General features: G+C 44.8%; 19 protein-coding genes. 11 read left to right on the plus strand and 8 right to left on the minus strand.

The window, feature by feature from the left end:
- Positions 1-51 precede the first annotated feature (51 nt).
- Complete coding sequence (gene djlA / locus BSQ33_RS06400; RefSeq protein WP_021019795.1) at positions 52-903, minus strand: co-chaperone DjlA; 852 nt, start codon at positions 901-903, stop codon at positions 52-54.
- A gap of 146 nt (positions 904-1,049) precedes the next feature.
- On the opposite strand from djlA, the gene lptD reads away from it, so the two are divergent.
- From lptD to apaH, 6 genes are all read left to right on the plus strand, one after another.
- A complete protein-coding gene (gene lptD / locus BSQ33_RS06405) occupies positions 1,050-3,365 on the plus strand; it encodes an LPS assembly protein LptD (protein WP_088133676.1) in 2,316 nt (771 codons plus the stop codon).
- Positions 3,366-3,486: 121 nt separating this feature from the next.
- A complete protein-coding gene (gene surA / locus BSQ33_RS06410; RefSeq protein WP_021019793.1) occupies positions 3,487-4,779 on the plus strand; it encodes a peptidylprolyl isomerase SurA in 1,293 nt (430 codons plus the stop codon).
- Positions 4,769-5,761 (plus strand): 4-hydroxythreonine-4-phosphate dehydrogenase PdxA, encoded by a 993-nt coding sequence (gene pdxA, locus BSQ33_RS06415; RefSeq protein ID WP_088133677.1) that lies wholly within the window; start codon positions 4,769-4,771, stop codon positions 5,759-5,761. Before surA ends, pdxA begins: the two co-directional genes overlap by 11 nt.
- 9 nt (positions 5,762-5,770) lie before the next feature.
- Positions 5,771-6,574, plus strand: a complete 804-nt coding sequence (gene rsmA, locus BSQ33_RS06420; protein ID WP_027694116.1) for a 16S rRNA (adenine(1518)-N(6)/adenine(1519)-N(6))-dimethyltransferase RsmA — start codon at positions 5,771-5,773, stop codon at positions 6,572-6,574.
- 51 nt (positions 6,575-6,625) lie between these two features.
- On the plus strand, positions 6,626-7,006 hold the full coding sequence (gene apaG, locus BSQ33_RS06425; protein WP_021019790.1) for a Co2+/Mg2+ efflux protein ApaG: 381 nt from the start codon (positions 6,626-6,628) through the stop codon (positions 7,004-7,006).
- 112 nt (positions 7,007-7,118) lie between these two features.
- On the plus strand, positions 7,119-7,940 hold the full coding sequence (gene apaH / locus BSQ33_RS06430; RefSeq protein WP_088133678.1) for a bis(5'-nucleosyl)-tetraphosphatase (symmetrical) ApaH: 822 nt from the start codon (positions 7,119-7,121) through the stop codon (positions 7,938-7,940).
- 23 nt (positions 7,941-7,963) lie between these two features.
- On the opposite strand, the gene folA is transcribed toward apaH, so the two are convergent.
- From folA to rplU, 6 genes are all read right to left on the minus strand, one after another.
- Positions 7,964-8,452: a type 3 dihydrofolate reductase gene (gene folA / locus BSQ33_RS06435; protein ID WP_088133679.1), complete on the minus strand. Its 489-nt coding sequence runs from the start codon at positions 8,450-8,452 to the stop codon at positions 7,964-7,966.
- Between the two features lie 63 nt (positions 8,453-8,515).
- Complete coding sequence (locus BSQ33_RS06440; protein ID WP_051116187.1) at positions 8,516-9,001, minus strand: threonine/serine exporter family protein; 486 nt, start codon at positions 8,999-9,001, stop codon at positions 8,516-8,518.
- Positions 9,001-9,762, minus strand: a complete 762-nt coding sequence (locus BSQ33_RS06445) for a threonine/serine ThrE exporter family protein (protein ID WP_021019786.1) — start codon at positions 9,760-9,762, stop codon at positions 9,001-9,003. Before BSQ33_RS06445 ends, BSQ33_RS06440 begins: the two co-directional genes overlap by 1 nt.
- Before the next feature lie 135 nt (positions 9,763-9,897).
- Positions 9,898-11,067 carry an Obg family GTPase CgtA gene (gene cgtA / locus BSQ33_RS06450; RefSeq protein ID WP_021019785.1) on the minus strand — a complete coding sequence of 390 codons (1,170 nt, stop codon included), beginning with the start codon at positions 11,065-11,067 and terminating at the stop codon, positions 9,898-9,900.
- 291 nt (positions 11,068-11,358) lie between these two features.
- The gene (rpmA, locus tag BSQ33_RS06455; RefSeq protein WP_021019784.1) at positions 11,359-11,616 is read right to left on the minus strand and encodes a 50S ribosomal protein L27; all 258 of its coding nucleotides are present in this window, start codon (positions 11,614-11,616) and stop codon (positions 11,359-11,361) included.
- Positions 11,617-11,632: 16 nt separating this feature from the next.
- The gene (rplU, locus tag BSQ33_RS06460; protein ID WP_021019783.1) at positions 11,633-11,944 is read right to left on the minus strand and encodes a 50S ribosomal protein L21; all 312 of its coding nucleotides are present in this window, start codon (positions 11,942-11,944) and stop codon (positions 11,633-11,635) included.
- A 270-nt stretch (positions 11,945-12,214) separates the two neighbouring features.
- Between rplU and ispB the strand changes: the two genes are divergently transcribed.
- On the plus strand, positions 12,215-13,186 hold the full coding sequence (gene ispB, locus BSQ33_RS06465) for an octaprenyl diphosphate synthase (protein WP_021019782.1): 972 nt from the start codon (positions 12,215-12,217) through the stop codon (positions 13,184-13,186).
- Positions 13,187-13,254: 68 nt separating this feature from the next.
- Here ispB and mdh read toward each other — a convergent pair whose 3' ends face one another.
- Positions 13,255-14,190: a malate dehydrogenase gene (gene mdh / locus BSQ33_RS06470; protein ID WP_021019781.1), complete on the minus strand. Its 936-nt coding sequence runs from the start codon at positions 14,188-14,190 to the stop codon at positions 13,255-13,257.
- 394 nt (positions 14,191-14,584) lie between these two features.
- On the opposite strand from mdh, the gene argR reads away from it, so the two are divergent.
- The 4 genes from argR to BSQ33_RS06490 all read left to right on the plus strand — a co-directional run bounded on the left by argR (position 14,585) and on the right by BSQ33_RS06490 (position 19,609).
- Positions 14,585-15,055, plus strand: coding sequence for a transcriptional regulator ArgR (argR, locus tag BSQ33_RS06475; RefSeq protein ID WP_021019780.1), 471 nt, complete (start codon positions 14,585-14,587; stop codon positions 15,053-15,055).
- 337 nt (positions 15,056-15,392) lie between these two features.
- Positions 15,393-16,364, plus strand: a complete 972-nt coding sequence (locus tag BSQ33_RS06480; protein ID WP_021019779.1) for a TAXI family TRAP transporter solute-binding subunit — start codon at positions 15,393-15,395, stop codon at positions 16,362-16,364.
- 178 nt (positions 16,365-16,542) lie between these two features.
- Positions 16,543-19,095 carry a TRAP transporter permease gene (locus BSQ33_RS06485; protein WP_088133680.1) on the plus strand — a complete coding sequence of 851 codons (2,553 nt, stop codon included), beginning with the start codon at positions 16,543-16,545 and terminating at the stop codon, positions 19,093-19,095.
- 73 nt (positions 19,096-19,168) lie between these two features.
- On the plus strand, positions 19,169-19,609 hold the full coding sequence (locus tag BSQ33_RS06490) for a universal stress protein (protein WP_021019777.1): 441 nt from the start codon (positions 19,169-19,171) through the stop codon (positions 19,607-19,609).
- Positions 19,610-19,691 lie beyond the last annotated feature (82 nt).

Below are 19,691 nucleotides of genomic sequence, written 5' to 3' on the forward strand. Positions count from 1 at the left end.
GCATTTGCTGTGGCTTTTTTGGTTGAATAGCGACCTTATCCTGAAATCAGTTTAAAAGCCTTTGGCCTTTTTGATTAGATCATAAGCCTGTTGAATTTCCTGCGATTTTTCTTTCGCCATTGTCATCATTTCCGGAGGCAGACCTTTCGCCATCAGTTTATCGGGATGATGTTCATTCATTAGCTTCCGATACGCTCTTTTTACCGTTTTTGCATCTGCACTTTCATCAACACCCAGCACATGATATGCATCACTCAGATGATTCGAGGTATATGATTGTCCGAAACCACCCTGCTGATGCTCTTGATAACTTCCTTGCCCCGCATCCGAATGACGTTGAAATCGAAACGCCGCTTCCTGCATTCTCAACCGTTGCTCAAGCTGCGCTTCTGAGAATGCCAATCCTCTGGCTATCTTATGCAGAATATCTCGCTCACTCGGATGTAACTCTCCATCAGCAAAGGCTGCGGAGATCTGTAATTCTAGAAAAAATTGAATTAAATCACGTCGCCCACCGGTTGAACGCATCACCTGCTCAAGCACTTCTTCTAAAGGAAAACCAGATTCTTTTCCTTCACGAAACGCCTCTTGTGCCGAACGTTGCTGCGCATCGTTCAGGTTCATCCGATCCATCATAATCGTTGCCAGACGAATCTCTTCTTTCGTCACCTTCCCCTTGGCTTTAGCAACATGCCCCATCACTGAAAAAGCGGCACGAAAGAATTCATCTTGACGCGCTTCCTGAGATGCGCCTCCATTCCCTCCGACTGAGAATGGTGAACCTTGATACTGTCTTCGGGCTTTATCAAACTGATGCCCAAGAAAAAGCCCGAAAATGGCCCCTAGCGGACCACCCAGCAATAAACCAAAAAAAGTACCCAAAATTTTGCCGAAAATATGCATTATTGACTCTCATTCAATGAATTTTTTACGAGTTGCGCAGTCTACTAGTGCTGTATGATTGAATTTCCATTATGATTAGAGACATTTTTAGTTCAACTGATGCTGATCATCCGAATCAACTCAATTTAACAGGATAACACAACTAGATGTCAGACTTTCCTCGTTCGTTGCTAGCTGCTTCGATCTGTGCAGCGCTTTTTATTCCATATAGTTATGCAGAAACAGCTCCGCAAAGCAATACGGTCACTATCGGTCAGTGCCGTGCCGGAGACATCGAACCAACCAACCAGAATGAGCAACCCATTAATGTTGAAGCGGATAAGCTTGAAGCAGTTAATGGCGATAAAGCGACATATGCTGGTAATGTTGTCGTGGTTCAGGGCAAAAAACGGATGACTGCCGATACCGTTACCCTACACCAAAAAGATAACATTGTGGTCGCACAAGGGAATGTCAAGTTCGATGATGGTGAAGTTCAAGCAGTTTCAGAGCGAGCGACCAATAATCTCAATACTGACCAATTGACGCTGGAAAAAACCAACTATCATTTTCTCTGCCAACCGGGGCGGGGAGATGCGGTTTATATCGCTAAAACAGGTCAGGCGATGTATGAAATAGAAGATGGTTCGATCACGTCCTGTCCTGACGGAGATAACGCCTGGCGTTTAAAAGCCTCCAGTATTTCGATTGATCAGAATGAAGAAACTGCAATATTTTATAACCCGCGAATGGAAGTGCTGGGCGTCCCCCTACTCTACTTACCAATGCTCACGGTACCGATCGGAGATACGCGAAAAACCGGATTTCTTTATCCGACATTTTCTTTCGGTTCAAAAGATGGCTTTCAACTGAATGTCCCGATCTACTGGAACCTTGCACCCAACTATGATTTGCAAACCGATCTGAAATACATGGAAAATCGGGGAACACAACTGAACAGCCATTTTCGCTATTTGAATGCTTTCGGAAGTGGCAACATCAATTATGAATATCTGCCGGACGATAAAAAATATCCGGAAAAAGATGACCGCTGGGGATTCCAACTCACTCACTACGGTATTTATGATCAATCCTGGGCGCTGGCGATCAATTACGCTGAAGTCAGTGATATCGATTATTTTTCTGATTTAGGTTCAGAAATAGGCACCCGACAAGATGGTCAGTTAACCCAAGAAGCGAGTATCACTTACCGTTCAGCCAGTTGGGATCTGTCTCTGCTCACCCGGGATTTCCAAATCCTGACAAAAACCGGCAATCAACCGTACAAACTCATGCCTCAGGTTGCATTCAACTATTACGCCCCTGAGCTGATGCGTTATCTTGATTTTGACTTGATTAGTCATGTTTCAAGATTCGATACCGATGAAAATGGTGCACCTTCAGCAACTCGAGTCCATGTTGAACCGGGAATCAAGATTCCGTTAGGAGCCACTTGGGGAACCTGGACAACAGAGGCACGATTACTCTCAACCTATTATCGACAAGATTTAGAAGGGGTTGATGCTTCAAAGGGCTATAAAGAAAATGTATCCCGAGATATTCCTGAATTTCGCTCGAATTTTGGCTTAATTCTTGAGCGAGATACCGTCGTTTTAGATGGGTATACACAAACGTTAGAACCTCAGGTGCAGTATCTTTACATTCCCAAAAGAGATCAAAGTGACATCGCTCGTTACGATACAACGCCGTTACAGACCGACTACTATGGTCTATTCCGGAGCCGTAAATACGGGAGTGTTGACTATATCGCCCCAGCGAACCAAATTAGCTATGGTGCAGCTTCGCGCTTTTTCGATGATCAATATAAAGAACGCTTAAACATCGCTTTTGGGCAGATATTCTATTTGGATAAAGGTCTGAAAGATAATAACTTAAATCGCTCAACCTCAGAAAACTCAGATTATTCAGCATGGGCTGTCGAAATGGATTTCAACTATGATGACTCGCTGTTCTATCATGGAGGGATCCAATATGACGTTGACACGTCTCGTGTACAATTGTCCAACAGTACCCTTGAGTACCGACATGAGAAAGGCTTTATTCAGACCAACTACCGTTACGTCACCCAAGAGTATATCGAAGATACCGTCGGTGACACTTTGGATGTCAATTCTCTGACCAAAGATGGTATTTCACAACTCGGTGTCGTTGCACAATATAACCTCAGTCCGAAATGGCAAACGAAAGGGCTCTACTATTATGATCTCACCACAGATAATCCATTAGAGTGGCAGGCGAACCTGACTTATATCTCTGACTGCTGGTTTATCGGCCTGACGTACAGCCGGGAGCTGGATAAATGGACGCCGTCGTTCCAACAGTATCCTGATGCCGAAGCAAGATATGAGAACAACTTTAGCGTCAATATCGGTATTATCGGCTTGGGAACGAATATGACACATAACAATGAACTCACATCGAATGCAATTGGTTACGGACGGCCTTTCATGCTCAGTAACTAATGACTAACAGCAATAACAAAGCTGATGGGCTCATTCGTTGCGTTCATCTCGGTGTTTGTAAATCATTATATTTTTGAACAACAAGTGGCATTCAAGATATGCCCAATCAATAGGATTTTCGATGAAACTGTGGCAATACTTTCTAATCACAATCATCAGCCTTTATAGTCTGAACATTAGTGCAACCCCGGTCGAGCTCGATCGTATCGCCGTGATTGTCAATGACAGTGCGATTTTAACCAGTGATATAGACACGGAGATGAAGCTATTTAAAGCAAATGCAACGCATCATCATCAAACCCTTCCGTCGGACAATGTTATCCGTGCACAGGTTATCGATAAACTCATTTCAGACACGCTGCAAAAGCAGGAAGCCGACCGTATCGGGGTAAAAATTGATGACAGTCGTTTAAATCAGGCGATTGAAGAAATTGCCAAACAAAATGATCAAACGATACAGGAACTCAGAAAGTCAATCGAACAGTCTGGTGTCAGCTACGGTACATTCAGAGAAAAAATTCGTGATGAGATAGCCATTTCAGAAGCGCGTAATGCACTCGTGCGCCGTCGAATTAATATTTTACCGGCAGAAGTAGACTCGCTGGCTGATATCCTCAATCAAGAAACAGATACTTCCGTTCAGTACAAAATTAGTCATATTCAACTCCGTATTGATAGTGATAATGACAAGTCTAAAGTCGAAGCACTGGCAAAATCATTAGTTCGCCGACTCGCTAAAGGCGAAAGCTTCAGAACATTGGCACTAACCTATTCAAAAGGCCCTAAGGCGCTGGAAGGCGGAGACTGGGGCTGGATGAGAAAAGAAGAAATGCCGACCATTTTCGCTGATCAAATCAAGATGCAAAGTAAAGGAACGATTATTGGCCCGTTTCGTAGTGGTGTCGGATTCCACATTTTGAAAATTGATAATGTGAAAGGGTTACAAACGGTGTCTGTGACTGAGGTGAATGCACGTCACATTCTGCTCAAACCCTCTATTATTTTAAGTGATGATGGGGCTAAGAAAGAGCTGAATTCTTTCATTCAGAAGATTCATAATAAAGAAGCAACTTTTGGCGAACTTGCTCAGCAGTACAGTCAAGACCCGGGCTCAGCATCACAACAAGGCAATCTCGGCTATCAATCACCGGATATTTATGTCCCAGAATTCAAACATCAGATTGAGACGCTACCGGTAGGCCAGATCAGTAAACCATTTAAAACCGTTCACGGCTGGCATATTGTTGAAGTCTTGGGACGCCGTCAGGTGGATAAGACCGATGCAGCACAGAAAAATAAAGCTTATCGAATTCTATTCAATCGCAAGTTTAATGAAGAATCCAGTACTTGGATCCAAGAGTTAAAAGCGAGTGCCTTTATTGAACGACTCAAGGACAGCTCGAATGGCAATTAAGCGTATTGTAGTCACCGCAGGAGAACCAGCAGGCATTGGTCCGGATCTGGTATTAGCACTCTCTCAGGAAGATTGGTCGCACCAAATCGTCGTCTGTGCAGATAAGTCTCTGTTACAACAGCGAGCAACTCAGTTGGGTATCGAGGTTGAACTCAATGATTATGATCCGACCCAACCTCCGGTCGTTCAAAAAGCGGGTTCACTGGTAGTGGAACATGTCGCGCTAGCGACTCCGGTTACCGCAGGACAGCTCGATGAAGCCAATAGTCGCTATGTGCTGCAAACGTTGGAGCGAGCAACTGAAGGATGCCAGAACGATGAATTTGATGCTGTCGTTACCGGCCCGGTTCATAAAGGGATTATCAATCGTTCCGGCGTTGCCTTCAGCGGACATACCGAATTTTTTGCCGAGAAATCAAATACGCCACTGGTGGTGATGATGCTTGCGACAGAAGGGCTCAAGGTGGCTTTAGTGACCACTCACATTCCACTTGCTTATGTAGCCAAAGCAGTCACGACCGAACGCCTCCAAAGCATTATTCGTATTCTTCATCACGACCTGAAAGAGAAATTTGCCATTGACGACCCACATATTTACGTGTGTGGACTCAATCCTCACGCAGGTGAAGACGGGTGTTTAGGGAATGAAGAGATAGACACGATCACGCCAGCGCTGAATGTGTTAAGAGATGAAGAAAATATGCGCCTCACCGGTCCTCTGCCTGCCGACACGATATTTCATGACAAGTATCTCGAGCAAGCGGATACAGTTCTAGGGATGTATCATGATCAAGTGCTTCCTGTACTAAAATATAAAGGATTCAGCCGTTCGGTTAATATTACGCTAGGGCTGCCTTTTATCCGCACTTCGGTCGACCATGGTACCGCCTTGGATCTTGCTGGCACCGGAACTGCGGATATAGGCAGTTTTAAAACGGCTTTACAGCAAGCTATCGAATTAGTCAATAAAAGAACAAAGTAGTTAATGATGATGAAAAATGATGTCCACTTAGGACACAAAGCCCGAAAACGCTTCGGTCAAAACTTCCTCAATGATCCTTATATCATTGATGGTATTGTTTCTGCGATCAACCCGAGGCCCGGAGAAAATCTGGTTGAAATCGGCCCTGGTCTGGGGGCGTTGACAGAGCCCGTCGGAAGAGAAATCGATAAACTCAGCGTCGTCGAACTCGATCGTGATTTGGCTGAGCGACTGAGAAATCATCCTGACTTAAAAGACAAACTATCGATCTACGAAGCGGATGCGCTAAGTTTTGATTTTAGCCAATTGGTGCAACCTCAGAACAAACTGCGTGTGTTTGGTAACCTGCCATACAATATATCCACACCCTTGATGTTCCACCTGTTTGAATTCCAGAATCAAATTCAGGATATGCATTTCATGTTGCAAAAAGAGGTTGTCAACCGACTCGCAGCAGGGCCAGGAACAAAAGCCTATGGACGGCTGACAGTGATGGCTCAGTATTACTGTAAAGTCATACCGGTGCTGGAAGTACCACCGGAGTCGTTTGTACCACCACCGAAGGTAGATTCGGCAGTCGTCCGGCTCGTACCACATCAGGAGTTACCTTATCCGGCAACCAGCCTCAAATGGCTCGACCGAGTCTGTCGGGAAGGATTTAATCAACGGCGTAAAACCGTTCGTAACTGCTATAAATCGCTACTCGATGTTTCAGTTTTAGAAGAACTAGGTATCAATCCGACTAGCCGTCCGGAGAATCTATCCCTTAGCCAGTTTGTCGCGATGGCAAACTGGCTGGACAGTAACAGCTAGCTGCATCATTGCCGCGGTATCATCCGCGGCACGGCCGCGTAAGGAGGTTATATGGATATATCCAAGCCATGCATTAAAGTGCAAGTTCATACCAAATATATCCCCGAACAATCACTCCCAGAACAAGACCGATATATTTTTGCATACATCATTACGGTGAAGAATCTCAGTCAGGAAACGGTTCAGTTGATCGGACGCAGATGGCTGATTACAGATGCCAATGGAAAACAGATGTCTGTCGAAGGCGATGGTGTAGTCGGAGAACAACCGTTTATTGCAGCCAATGACGAATATACTTATACCAGTGGAACCGCCCTCGAAACACCGGTTGGCGTCATGCAAGGACAGTACATCATGCATGATAGCGAGGGGGAAGAGTTCACCGCGGAAATTGAACCTTTCCGCCTTTATGTTCCGCATATTCTCAACTAGCGTTCGAATTGAATTGACTGAAATGAATTGTCTTCAGTGAAGCATTTTAAACGTGTTGCTTTCAGCATAATGACTTAAACGTAATTGCTTTAAACAAAAAAGGACTATCCAATTGGCGAATTATATTGTTGGCGATCTACAAGGGTGTCTGGACGAACTCGAACGACTCCTTTCTCAAGTTGACTTCTGCCCTCAGCATGATCAACTGTGGGTTGCTGGCGATCTGGTTGCCAGAGGTCCGAAGTCACTGGAAACACTGCGCTATATTAAAGCATTGGGAACATCCGCCAAAACTGTATTAGGCAATCATGATCTCCACTTGCTGTCGATTGCACTGGGGATTCATCCTCTGAAAAAGAAAGATCGTACCGCGGCTATTTTTCAGGCACCAGATAGAGATGAACTACTCGAATGGTTACGGCATCAACCACTTCTTCAGGAACATTCTGAATTTGTCGTCTGTCATGCAGGCATTTCTCCCCAATGGGATCTGCCCACTGCACGTCAGGCCGCTCAGGAAATTGAGTCTCTGCTCCAAAGCGATCAATGGCCATGGATTATCGAGCATATGTATTCAAATATGCCCAATCAGTGGCATGATTCACTATCCGGTCTGGAACGCTATCGTTATATCATTAACGCCTTTACCCGAATGCGTTTCTGCACCCCTAGTGGGGCATTAGATATGGACTGTAAGTTGCCCCCTTCCGCTGTCGATCCCGCTCAATTACGCCCATGGTTTGATCTCCCAAGGGTAACGCCAATCGAGAAACGTATTATTTTCGGTCACTGGGCTGCATTAGAAGGTTGTGTCAGAAAAGATGTTATCGGACTTGATACGGGGTGCGTCTGGGGGGGAACATTAACGATGATTCGCTGGGAAGATCAGCAACTGTTCAGTCAACCAGCGCTAACTGAAACTCAGAGGTGTTAATCTCCTCTGAGCCAGCAATCCAGTTAATCTTGATTTTGCTCCAGTATCACAAATGACATGTCATAGGCATTCTTTTCATCTTGTGGATACTCTTCCCGATAGGTCTCGTACCATTCAATACCGAATTCAGGGAAACAAGTATCCCCATCAATATCAGCCTGAATATAGGTAAGATACAGTCTTGAAGCCATCGGTAAGCTGGATTGATAAATACTGCCCCCGCCAATAATCATGACTTCATCAGCCTGATCAGCTAACGCCAATGCATTTTCAAGGGAATCTGCCACCTCAACCCCAGTTGCACAAAACTGAGAATTGCGAGTGATGACGATGTTTTGTCGTCCGGGAAGCGCCTTACCAATCGACTCGAAAGTTTTTCTCCCCATGATGATTGGTTTACCCAACGTACAACGTTTGAACCAAGCAAAATCAGCGGGTAAATGCCAAGGCATCTGATTTTCTTTACCAATCACCCGATTCTTCGCCATTGCTGCAATCATACTGATAATCATAGTAATACTGCCATCACATCAAAAATAAGCTGCTATTCTATCGAGATTCAAACTTCAAGCAATCTAAACGACTGGCTTTCTACGGTAAAATAATAAACCGGGAACCGCTAAGCCAACTGCCAAGCCAGCAATAATAAACATCGCCTTCAGAAAGTTTTCCATCAACACTGAAAATAGATCCGGTGTAAAACCGAGATGATTAATTTCAACCATAGCAATCATGGCTCGATAAGTAAAAACGCCAGGAACCATCGGAATTAACGCGGCAACGGTAAATACTTTCGGATGAGCCAGAAAGCGATGAGACCAGTGAACACCGATCATGCCGACGAGTGTCGCGGCGAAGAATGTTCCCCACTCAATTGGCATGCCATATTTCATTAACAGAAAACGGCAACCGTGACCGATTGCACCACCCAGCGCACAATATTTCAATGCTGGCGCTGGAACGTTAAAAACCAAGGCAAAACCGACGGCTGGAATTGACGCAAAAAACATGTCGTTCAACAATCCCAGTAATAACGTCATGATCATCTCTATATTCATCATTACCACCCCGAAACACCTGTCACAAACATAGCTGCAATAATCCCTAAACACGTTGAAAGGGTCAGAAGCGACGCAATCATGAACCGGGCAATCCCCGTGTTGGCATACCCCTTCAACATATCAGCCACTGAATTAATCAGCGGAAAACCCGGTACCAGCATTAACACAGAGCAAGCCATCACTAACGTTGGGTTATTTCCCCATTGATAGCTGACGGCTTGCGCTGAGATTAAAGAGGTGACAAATGCCGTGGCGGCAAAATTAAGTAGCGGATTGAAATGACGATGACCAATTTCCTGCCTGACACACATACCGACAGAAGAAGCCACAAAAGTGGCGGCAAAGATGACCCAGTCCCCGCCGGCAAGGCGGCTAAATGACGCACAAGACAAGCCAATCATCACCAGAACCAGCCAACGATTATATCGCTGCGGGGTAATCCGATTTAGTTTTTGTTGCGCAAGCTGATAATCAACGATGCCTTTTTCCATCATGATACAAATCCGCTGAATATCAGTCACAACCTTCATGTTGATGCCACGATCCTGACACCGACGTGCCGTCGTTATACAATGCGCGTCATAAACAGTGGTCACCACCAGTGAATTCGCCGTAAGTGCAACTTCGACTTCATCCATATCACTGGCTATCCCTATCCGTCTCATGATATCCGCGACTAAAGTGCTCTCTGCACCGTGAGCTAACAGCATCTGCCCCGCCTGAGCAATCAGACGAGAAACCGCTCTCTGTTTCGATGTCATGATTCCATTCCCAACCTAATCCATTCGTCAATAGCATACGAAACTTAGAGTTTGCCCGAAAACTGTACGTTGAAAAATGATTTAGACAAAAAAAACCGCAATAAAAATCGCGGTTTAAAAAATTAAATACATTGATTAGTCTCGGACATAAATCACATGGCCATCGTCATCGTCGTCGTCCCAATCCTCATCATCCCAGTCTTCTGTAATCACATCAGGACTATTCATTGCCGATTGATGGTAATCATCCCACATAAATTCGACTTTTTCTTCTTCAGTCCGTTCTGGCGTTTCTTTTGGTAAAGATTCCATAAAGTCAGCCAACTTCATACAGAGCTCACGCGTTCCCTGTTTATTGATGGCTGAAATCCGGAAATATTCACCTTCCCATTCTAGCTCGTCCAGTACAGATTGAATAATCTTGTCAGATTCATCTTCAGGGAGTAAGTCAACTTTGTTAAATACCAACCAACGAGGCTTTTGTGACAAATTATCATTGTATTGGCTTAATTCGTCGACAATGATCCTGGCATTTTCAGCCGGATCACTTTGATCAATTGGCAACAAATCGATCATATGTAGCAATACACGGCATCGCTCAAGATGTTTCAGAAATCGAATCCCCAGCCCTGCACCATCCGCAGCACCTTCGATCAATCCTGGAATATCGGCAACAACAAAACTCTTTTCAGGAACAACACTGACAACACCGAGGCTAGGAATCAACGTCGTAAAGGGATAATCCGCGACTTTCGGTTTTGCAGCCGAAACCGCGCGAATAAATGTCGATTTTCCTGCATTGGGTAAGCCCAACATACCAACATCGGCCAATAATAACAGCTCTAAACGAAGTTCCCGGACTTCGCCTTTCGTTCCCATCGTTTTCTGTCTCGGGGCACGATTAACTGAAGACTTGAAGCGGGTATTGCCTAAACCATGCCAGCCGCCTTTGGCAACCATTAGCTTTTTGCCATGCTCGGCGACTTCACCAATCACTTCATTGGTATGAATATCGACAGCCCGGGTTCCGACAGGAACACGAAGCACTTTGTCTTTTCCGCGTTTTCCCGTACAGTTCCCGCCACGTCCATTTTCGCCACGTTCAGCGTCATAAAAGCGCTGAAAGCGATAATCAATCAGCGTATTTAAGTTCTCATCCGCAAGAATATAAATATCCCCGCCATCACCGCCGTCGCCACCGTCAGGGCCGCCTTTTGTGACAAATTTTTCACGCCAGAAGCTGACAATGCCGTTTCCGCCATCACCCGCCTGAACCTTTACGACAGCTTCATCAACGAATTTCATCTTTCACTCCGCACTACTTGCGTTGCAACATTACTCGAATATCTTTGCTATAAATTTAGCAGAACTCCGAGTAAATCATTCATAACATTCTTTTAGCGGTTCGTCTTCGGATCAAAACAGACATAATACCTGCTTGCGAAGATCACAACCGAAGTCGATCACTTTAAACTCTGGTGTTCAATAGCATTCAGCATTGATGCGCTAAACACGTAAAAACCAAACTGACAGACTTGAAATAAACAAAAAACCCCACCAAATGGCAGGGCTTTTAAATTCATCAGGAAACTAAAATTATTCAGCTTCGATACTAACGAACTTACGGTTTTTAGAACCTTTTACTTCAAATTTCACTTTACCATCAGATAAAGCAAAAAGAGTATGGTCTTTACCGATACCTACGTTAGTTCCAGCATGGAATTTTGTTCCACGTTGGCGAACGATGATGTTACCTGCTAATACAGATTCACCACCAAAACGTTTTACACCAAGACGTTTACTTTCTGAATCGCGGCCGTTACGAGTAGAACCACCAGCTTTTTTGTGTGCCATTGTTAAACTCTCCTACTTAAGCGTTGATTGCAGTGATCTTCACTTCAGTGAACCACTGACGATGACCTTGTTGCTTGCGAGAATGCTTACGACGACGGAACTTGACGATTTTTACTTTATCGCCACGACCGTGTTGTACGACTTCTGCAGTTACTTTTCCGCCATCGACAAGAGGCGCACCAACAGTGATTTCTTCACCGTTAGCAACCAGAAGAACTTTATCAAATTCAACAGTTGCGCCAGTTTCAACGTCTAATTTCTCTAAACGAAGTGTTTGACCTTCGCTTACTCGGTGTTGTTTACCACCAGACTGGAAAACAGCGTACATATTTTACTCCGCTCTTTCCGCACAGCCATCCTACTATTTGAGTAATTTTGGGTGTGCGCTAAACTAATCATCAATAGGGCGCAGATTCTACGCGAATGAAGTTTTTAAAACAAGCTCTATTTTTAAAAAATTGGCGAAAAACAACTCATCGGACAAAACTCTCCCCAGCCCAGCATTATAGCATGTATTCATCCCTGTTTTTTAGTGTATTATGGGCAGATTCAAAGAACATTACGCCCTTACAAATATCGAACTTCAGCCGGATTTACAATGGATTTTAAAGCTATCCAAGCACTCACTGCCGATGACATGGCAAAAGTTAATGAGACAATACTTGCCCAACTTAATTCTGATGTTTCATTGATCAATCAGCTTGGTTTTTATCTTATCAATAGTGGAGGTAAACGCCTTCGTCCTCTGTTAGCAGTGCTCTCTGCCCGCGCCTTGGGTTACACTGGTGAGGCTCACACAAAAGCGGCTGCGTTTATCGAATTTATACACACTGCAACGTTACTTCATGACGATGTAGTTGATGAATCGGACATGAGACGGGGCAAAGCCACAGCAAATGCGACGTTTGGCAATGCTGCCAGTGTATTGGTCGGTGACTACATTTATACGCGCTCATTTCAAATGATGACACAACTGGGCTCTCTCAGAGTATTAGAACTCATGAGTCACGCAGTAAATGTCATTGCAGAAGGCGAAGTCCAGCAGTTGATCAACTGTAATGATCCGGATATCACCGAAGAGAACTACATGCAGGTGATCTATTCCAAAACAGCCCGTTTGTTTGAAGCAGCCACGCAGATCGGAGCGATCCTAAGTGATGCTGATTCTGACACCGAAAAAGCATTTCAAGATTATGGACGCTACCTGGGGACTGCATTTCAGCTTATTGATGATTTGATGGATTACACGTCAGATGGTGACGAAATGGGTAAAAACGTCGGTGATGATCTTGCAGAAGGAAAACCAACGATCCCACTATTGCATGCCATGCGTGTCGGCACTCCCGAGCAAGTCCAAATGATTCGCGATGCCATCGAAAAATCAAATGGTATGGCGCACCTAGAGACGATCCTTGATATTCTGGAACAAACAGGCTCTCTCACTTACACCCAGCAGAGAGCTCAGGAAGAAGCCGACAAAGCAATTCAGGCACTCGATATCATTCCTGACAACGAATACAAAGAAGCGCTGATTTCATTGGCCCATCTCGCCGTTCATCGAACAAAATAAAGCGATTCAAGCATGATAAAAAAGCTGGCTAAGCCAGCTTTTTTTATTCTAACCAATATAGCGAATGGTTATGATGCGAAATCAACACCAAGCTGAATATCGCCATTCAATGTATCCAACATCCCGTCTAGTGCTTTTTGTTCAAATGCACTCAATTCACCATAGCTCAGCACTTCTTCAATGCCATCTTTACCCAATCTGACAGGTTGAGCAAAGAAAGGTGCTAGTCCGCCATCACTTTCAATATACGCGCACTCGATAACATTGGCTTCACCCTGAAGCGCTTTCACGAGCGACAAACCGAAACGACAAGCCGCCTGCCCCATTGATAATGTTGCACTACCACCACCCGCTTTTGCTTCAACAACTTCAGTCCCCGCGTTTTGAATGCGGTTTGTTAAAGCTGCAACTTCTTCATCAGAGAAAGTGACATCTTTGACCTGAGAGAGCAAAGGAAGGATGGTCACACCTGAATGCCCACCAATCACAGGAACATTGACATCCAGCGGATTTTTTCCTTTTAATTCACCAACGAATGTTTCTGAGCGGATCACATCCAGCGTCGTGATACCGAACAGTTTACGCCGATTATAAACACCCGCTTTTTTCAGGACTTCGGCAGCAATAGGAACAGTCGTATTGACAGGGTTGGTGATAATCCCGATACATGCTTCAGGACAAACAACCGCAATTTTTTCAGCAAGAGATTTAACGATCCCAGCATTAACATTAAACAGATCCGAACGATCCATACCCGGCTTACGAGCGACACCCGCAGAAATCAACACGACATCGGCACCTTCAAGGGCTGGTGTTGGATCTTCTCCTGAATAACCATTGATTGAAACAGGTGTTGGGATATGACTCAGATCTTTTGCCACACCTGGTGTCACAGGTGCGATATCGTAAAGGGCAAGATCAGAACCAGCAGGTAGATGATTCTTCAATAACAGAGCAAGGGCTTGACCGATACCACCAGCGGCACCAATAACAGCGACTTTCATTTGTAATTCTCCTTGAGCGTTCTCTCGATACTTCTTTTATAGGGTAGTTATGCAACAGGAAAAGCTATAGCAATTACAACTTGATTACAATTGACTCTCACTCGCTTTGCGAAGTGACGCAAGAACCAATATGAAGCATTCACCGGAGCAATTATTTCCCACCGTATTTTTAGCGATTATACAATACGTTATGCTCTATATATTCATTGACAGTAAATCGCTTATAACTGACCTTTCTATACTGAACTTTAAATCAGTTGGAGCATTGTGCATAACTATGCGAAAATATTCAAAGGATACATAAGGTCTCTCTTCACCTTCTCACCTTATGTAGTAATTTTGATAACCATGAGGTCAATCTCCCATCGGTGGAAAGACCTTTGCTAAGTAAATTATGAAAAACGTAGATAAACAAGATCTGTTAGTCCGCTCATTTAAAGCATTGCTGAAAGAAGAACGTTTTGGCTCTCAAAGTGATATTGTCGAAGCCCTACGCAGCGAAGGATTTGAGAATATCAACCAATCCAAAGTCTCTCGGATGCTAACCAAATTCGGTGCCGTCCGGACGCGCAATGCCAAAATGGAAATGGTGTACTGTCTTCCTGCTGAATTGGGGGTTCCTACTGTTTCAAGTTCTTTACGAGAGCTTGTTCTTGATATCGATTATAACCCAGCCTTAGTGGTGATTCACACTGGCCCCGGTGCCGCACAGCTTATTGCTCGCCTATTGGATTCACTTGGTAAGTCAGAAGGCATTCTCGGTGTTGTTGCCGGTGATGATACCATCTTCATTACCCCAACCCGTCAAATTTCCGTTGAAGAGTTACACCATTCTGTGTGCGAACTTTTTGAATATTTCGGATAATTTTTGCAGCACAAAACACTAGTGATAAAAAGAATAATATTCTGTTTAATGAATGATTTAACGTGATACACATCACATCTTCAACATCTCTAGTGTTTGATTTTACTCATATTTAAGCTATTGATTCCACTCACCTATTCGATTACTGCTCACCAAATTTTTCTCTGATATTTCTGTCATATGTATAATTTTTATTAACAATATTTCAGCTTTGTGCCAATTTTTTGATATTATCGGCCCACTTTTCGAGTCATATGAAAAGTTGCTGTTTCTTCAATAGGAATACTCTTCAGTCTATATTCACTGAGAGACAACAAGCAAAAAGGAAGGAATATTCATGGTATTGAATAAAATTATGAAACTTAGCGCGATTGCTGCTGCTGCCATCGGTGCAAGCACTGCCGTCAGTGCGCAAGAATTCATTACGATAGGAACAGGATCTGTCACTGGTGTCTATTACCCAACTGGTGGCGCAATCTGTAAACTCGTGAATAAAGATCGCAAGGAACACGATATTCGTTGCTCCGTTGAATCAACTGGCGGATCGATTTATAACGTCAATACAATTCGCTCCGGTGAACTTGATTTTGGCATCGTCCAGTCAGATTGGCAGTATCACGGCTACAACGGGACTAGCAAATTCGCTGAACAAGGTCCTTACAAAAAACTACGTGCAATGTTCTCTCTTCATACAGAACCATTTAACGTCATTGCCCGTACCGACGCCCATATCAACAATATCAAAGACTTAAAAGGTAAGCGAGTCAACATCGGTAACCCAGGTTCCGGTGACCGTGCCACAATGCAGGTGGTCATGGAGAAAATGGGTTGGACGAAAGACAGCTTTAAACTCACTTCAGAGTTAAAAGGTTCAGAGCGTTCTCAAGCACTGTGTGATAACAAAATCGATGCCTTTATCTACGTTGTTGGTCACCCGAATGGCTCTATCAAAGAGGCAACAACATCATGTGATGCCAAACTTATTCCTGTAACCGGCCCAGAAATTGACAAGATCGTTGCAGAAAACCCTTACTATACTTATACCAATGTACCCGCTGGTATGTATCGGGGAACCGATCAGGACGTGAAAAGCTTCGGTGTAGCTGCCACACTGGTCACCAGTGCGGATGTCTCCGACAAAGTTGCTTATAACGTTGCCAAAGCTGTGTTTGAAAACTTTGACACGTTCAAGAGACTTCATCCGGCATTTGCGCACCTGAAAAAAGAAGACATGGTGAAAGCAGGGATCTCCATTCCGCTCCATCCGGGTGCAGTCAAATATTATAAAGAAGTTGGCTTACTCAAATAAGAACCTCCTCAGGCTAACGCTTTGATAAATCATGAGGAGGCCAGCGCCTCCTCATTTTGTATTTTGGTATTGCATAAATCACTCATTTTAATTTCGCAATATCTTTTCTGACTTTCCGTAGATAGGAAAGCCATGATGTAACTTCATCATTAGACCATCAATAATAAGGATAACGTACATGACGCAAGCAAATGTACAGGATATGGTGGCACAGGCAGATACAGGTGCTCGGAATCCCAAGGGCTTTGCAGGCCGGATTCTCTGGGTTGTTCCGGTCTGTTGGTCATTATTCCAACTTTGGTATGCCTCACCGCTACCATTCATTTTTAATTTTGGCGTTCTCAACGACACACAGGCTCGTTCCATTCATCTGATGTTTGCAATATTCCTTGCATTCACAGCGTATCCGGCCATGAAGAATTCTTCTCGGGATCATATTCCCCTGATGGACTGGATACTGGCATTACTCGGTAGCTTCTCCGCTGCTTATATTTATCTATTTTATGAAGCTTTGGCAGGACGCTCAGGCGCTCCGACAACTGTTGACATTGTGGTCTCGGTTATCGGTATGGTATTACTCCTCGAAGCGACACGCCGAGCTTTAGGTCCACCATTGATGATGGTTGCGATGGTATTTCTCGCGTATACCTTCGCCGGGCCATATATGCCGGATGTCATTGCGCACAAAGGCGCGAGCCTAAGTAAAGCGATGTCTCACCTCTGGCTGACGACGGAAGGGGTCTTCGGGGTTGCTTTAGGCGTCTCAACCTCGTTTGTTTTTCTGTTTGTTCTGTTCGGTGCGATGCTGGAAAGAGCCGGTGCAGGTGCTTATTTCATTAAAGTTGCGTTCTCATTACTGGGTCACATGCGAGGCGGTCCGGCTAAAGCCGCGGTTGTTGCGTCCGGATTATCCGGCTTAGTCTCCGGTTCTTCGATTGCAAACGTGGTGACAACCGGCACATTTACCATTCCGTTGATGAAGCGAGTCGGCTTTCCGGGCACCAAAGCCGGTGCCGTAGAAGTTGCCGCATCCACCAATGGTCAGCTGACACCACCAATCATGGGTGCAGCCGCTTTCCTGATGGTCGAATATGTCGGTATTTCTTATGTTGAAGTGATCAAAGCCGCAGCACTGCCTGCGATCATCTCTTATATCGCGTTGATTTATATTGTTCATCTCGAAGCCTGTAAAGCGGGCATGGAAGGACTGCCGCGTCGCAAAACGGTCACACTACTACAGAGCATTTTATCTTTTACCGGTACCATTCTGGTGCTCGGTGCAATCAGTGCTATCGTCTATTACGGCGTGGGTTGGACAAAAGCAGCCTTTGGCTCAGCAGCAACACCGATCGTTACCTTGCTCCTTCTGGCATCCTATATTGGTTTGGTCAAAATCTCCTCCCGCTATGCCGGACAGACCATGGATATTGATGAGGACTTGCGTGAAGTGCCAGATCCGGGACCAACGCTGAAATCAGGTCTGCACTTCCTGCTACCGATTGTTGTATTGGTCTGGTGTTTGACCGTTGAACGTTTTTCTCCGGGATTATCTGCCTTCTGGGCAACCGTCTTCATGATCTTTATTTTGCTGACCCAACGCCCGTTAATGGCTTTCATGAATCGCTCCGGTGACATTGCTGCACAGGCAAAAGTCGGCTTGAATGATTTCTTTGAAAGCTTGGCGTCCGGTGCGCGTAATATGATCGGTATCGGGGTCGCGACAGCTGCCGCAGGGACAGTGGTCGGTGTGGTTACCTTGACAGGGATCGGTTTGGTGATGACTGACTTTGTCGAATTCATCTCTGGCGGCAGTGTGATCATGATGTTGATCTTTACCGCGGTGATCAGCTTGATACTGGGAATGGGGCTACCAACCACGGCAAACTATATTGTTGTTTCTACGCTGATGGCGCCGGTGATCGTCACGCTCGGGGCACAGCATGGTCTGATCATCCCACTCATCGCAGTGCACTTGTTTGTGTTCTATTTCGGTATTCTGGCAGACGATACGCCCCCTGTGGGTCTCGCGGCTTTTGCAGCTGCTGCAATTGCTAAATCAGACCCGATTCGAACTGGTATTCAAGGCTTTACCTATGATATTCGCACAGCCATTCTACCGTTCATGTTTGTATTCAATACCCAACTGTTGCTGATTGGTATCGATACTTGGTGGCATTTAATGCTAACCATTTTCTCGGCCATTACTGCGATGTTACTGTTCTCTGCTGCCACGCAGGGATGGTGGTTTACGAAAAATAAATGGTGGGAAACCGTCTTACTCCTCGCGCTAACCTTCACATTCTTCCGTCCCGGATTCTGGTGGGACATGATCTATCCTGAGCATGAACTCTATCCGGGAACCGATATTTATCAGGTTACGGAACAACTTCATCCGGGTGAAGCATTGGAACTGGTCGTCTCCGGCGACAAAATGAATGGCGAACATGTGACGAAAACGGTTCGGCTGCCATTCGATGAGCGCGCCAAGACAGCCGCAGAGAGAGTCAGTTCTATGGGTTTGATGCTGACCGAAAAAGGGCAAGATATGATCGTCGATATGGTTGAATTCGGTAGTCCGGCAGAAGCCTCCGGCATTGATTTTGATTGGAAAATTGACTCTATCATTGTCGAATCTGAGCGCCCAATGAAAGAGTGGGTATTTATTCCGGCATTATTCCTTACGTTATTATTAATCTGGAATCAAAAACGCCGGATAAGATCATCAAAATAGATGCCACATCAATATGCCTGATTCCAATCAGGCATATAATGGCTCCGATTCTGGCTAGAGAGGTTATATACCCATGTACAAACATATTCTTGTACCTGTTGATTTAAATGAACAAGGCTTTGCCGATAAAGCGGTAGAAATCGCTGTCTGGCATGCAAAACATTCAAATGCTGAAATACATCTGCTCAATGTTTTGCCTGGTATTCACATGTCCATGGTTTCGACCTATTTCCCTAAAGATGCGGCAGCCAACATGAAAGCGGATGTCAAAGCACAACTCAAAGCTTTCGCAGAAGCGCATATCGATGAGGAAGTGGTCTATCACCTCCACATTGCTGAGGGTAAACCTTATAGCACCATTTTGGATTATGCCGAGAAACTGGGCAGTGACCTCATTATCATGCCAAGCCACAAACGCTCCAAAATTGATAAAGTGGTATTAGGCTCAGTCGCCAGCAAAGTCGTACAGAGTTCCCCGATTCATGTGCTGGTTGTCAAACCTCAAGAGTTCTAACCTCAACAACCTGAGTCATACTCAAAACAACACGAAAAAGGTGCAGATTGTAAATCTGCACCTTTTGTGTTTTTTATCGTCA

The organism is Vibrio gazogenes (assembly GCF_002196515.1).
GTDB lineage: Bacteria > Pseudomonadota > Gammaproteobacteria > Enterobacterales > Vibrionaceae > Vibrio > Vibrio gazogenes_A.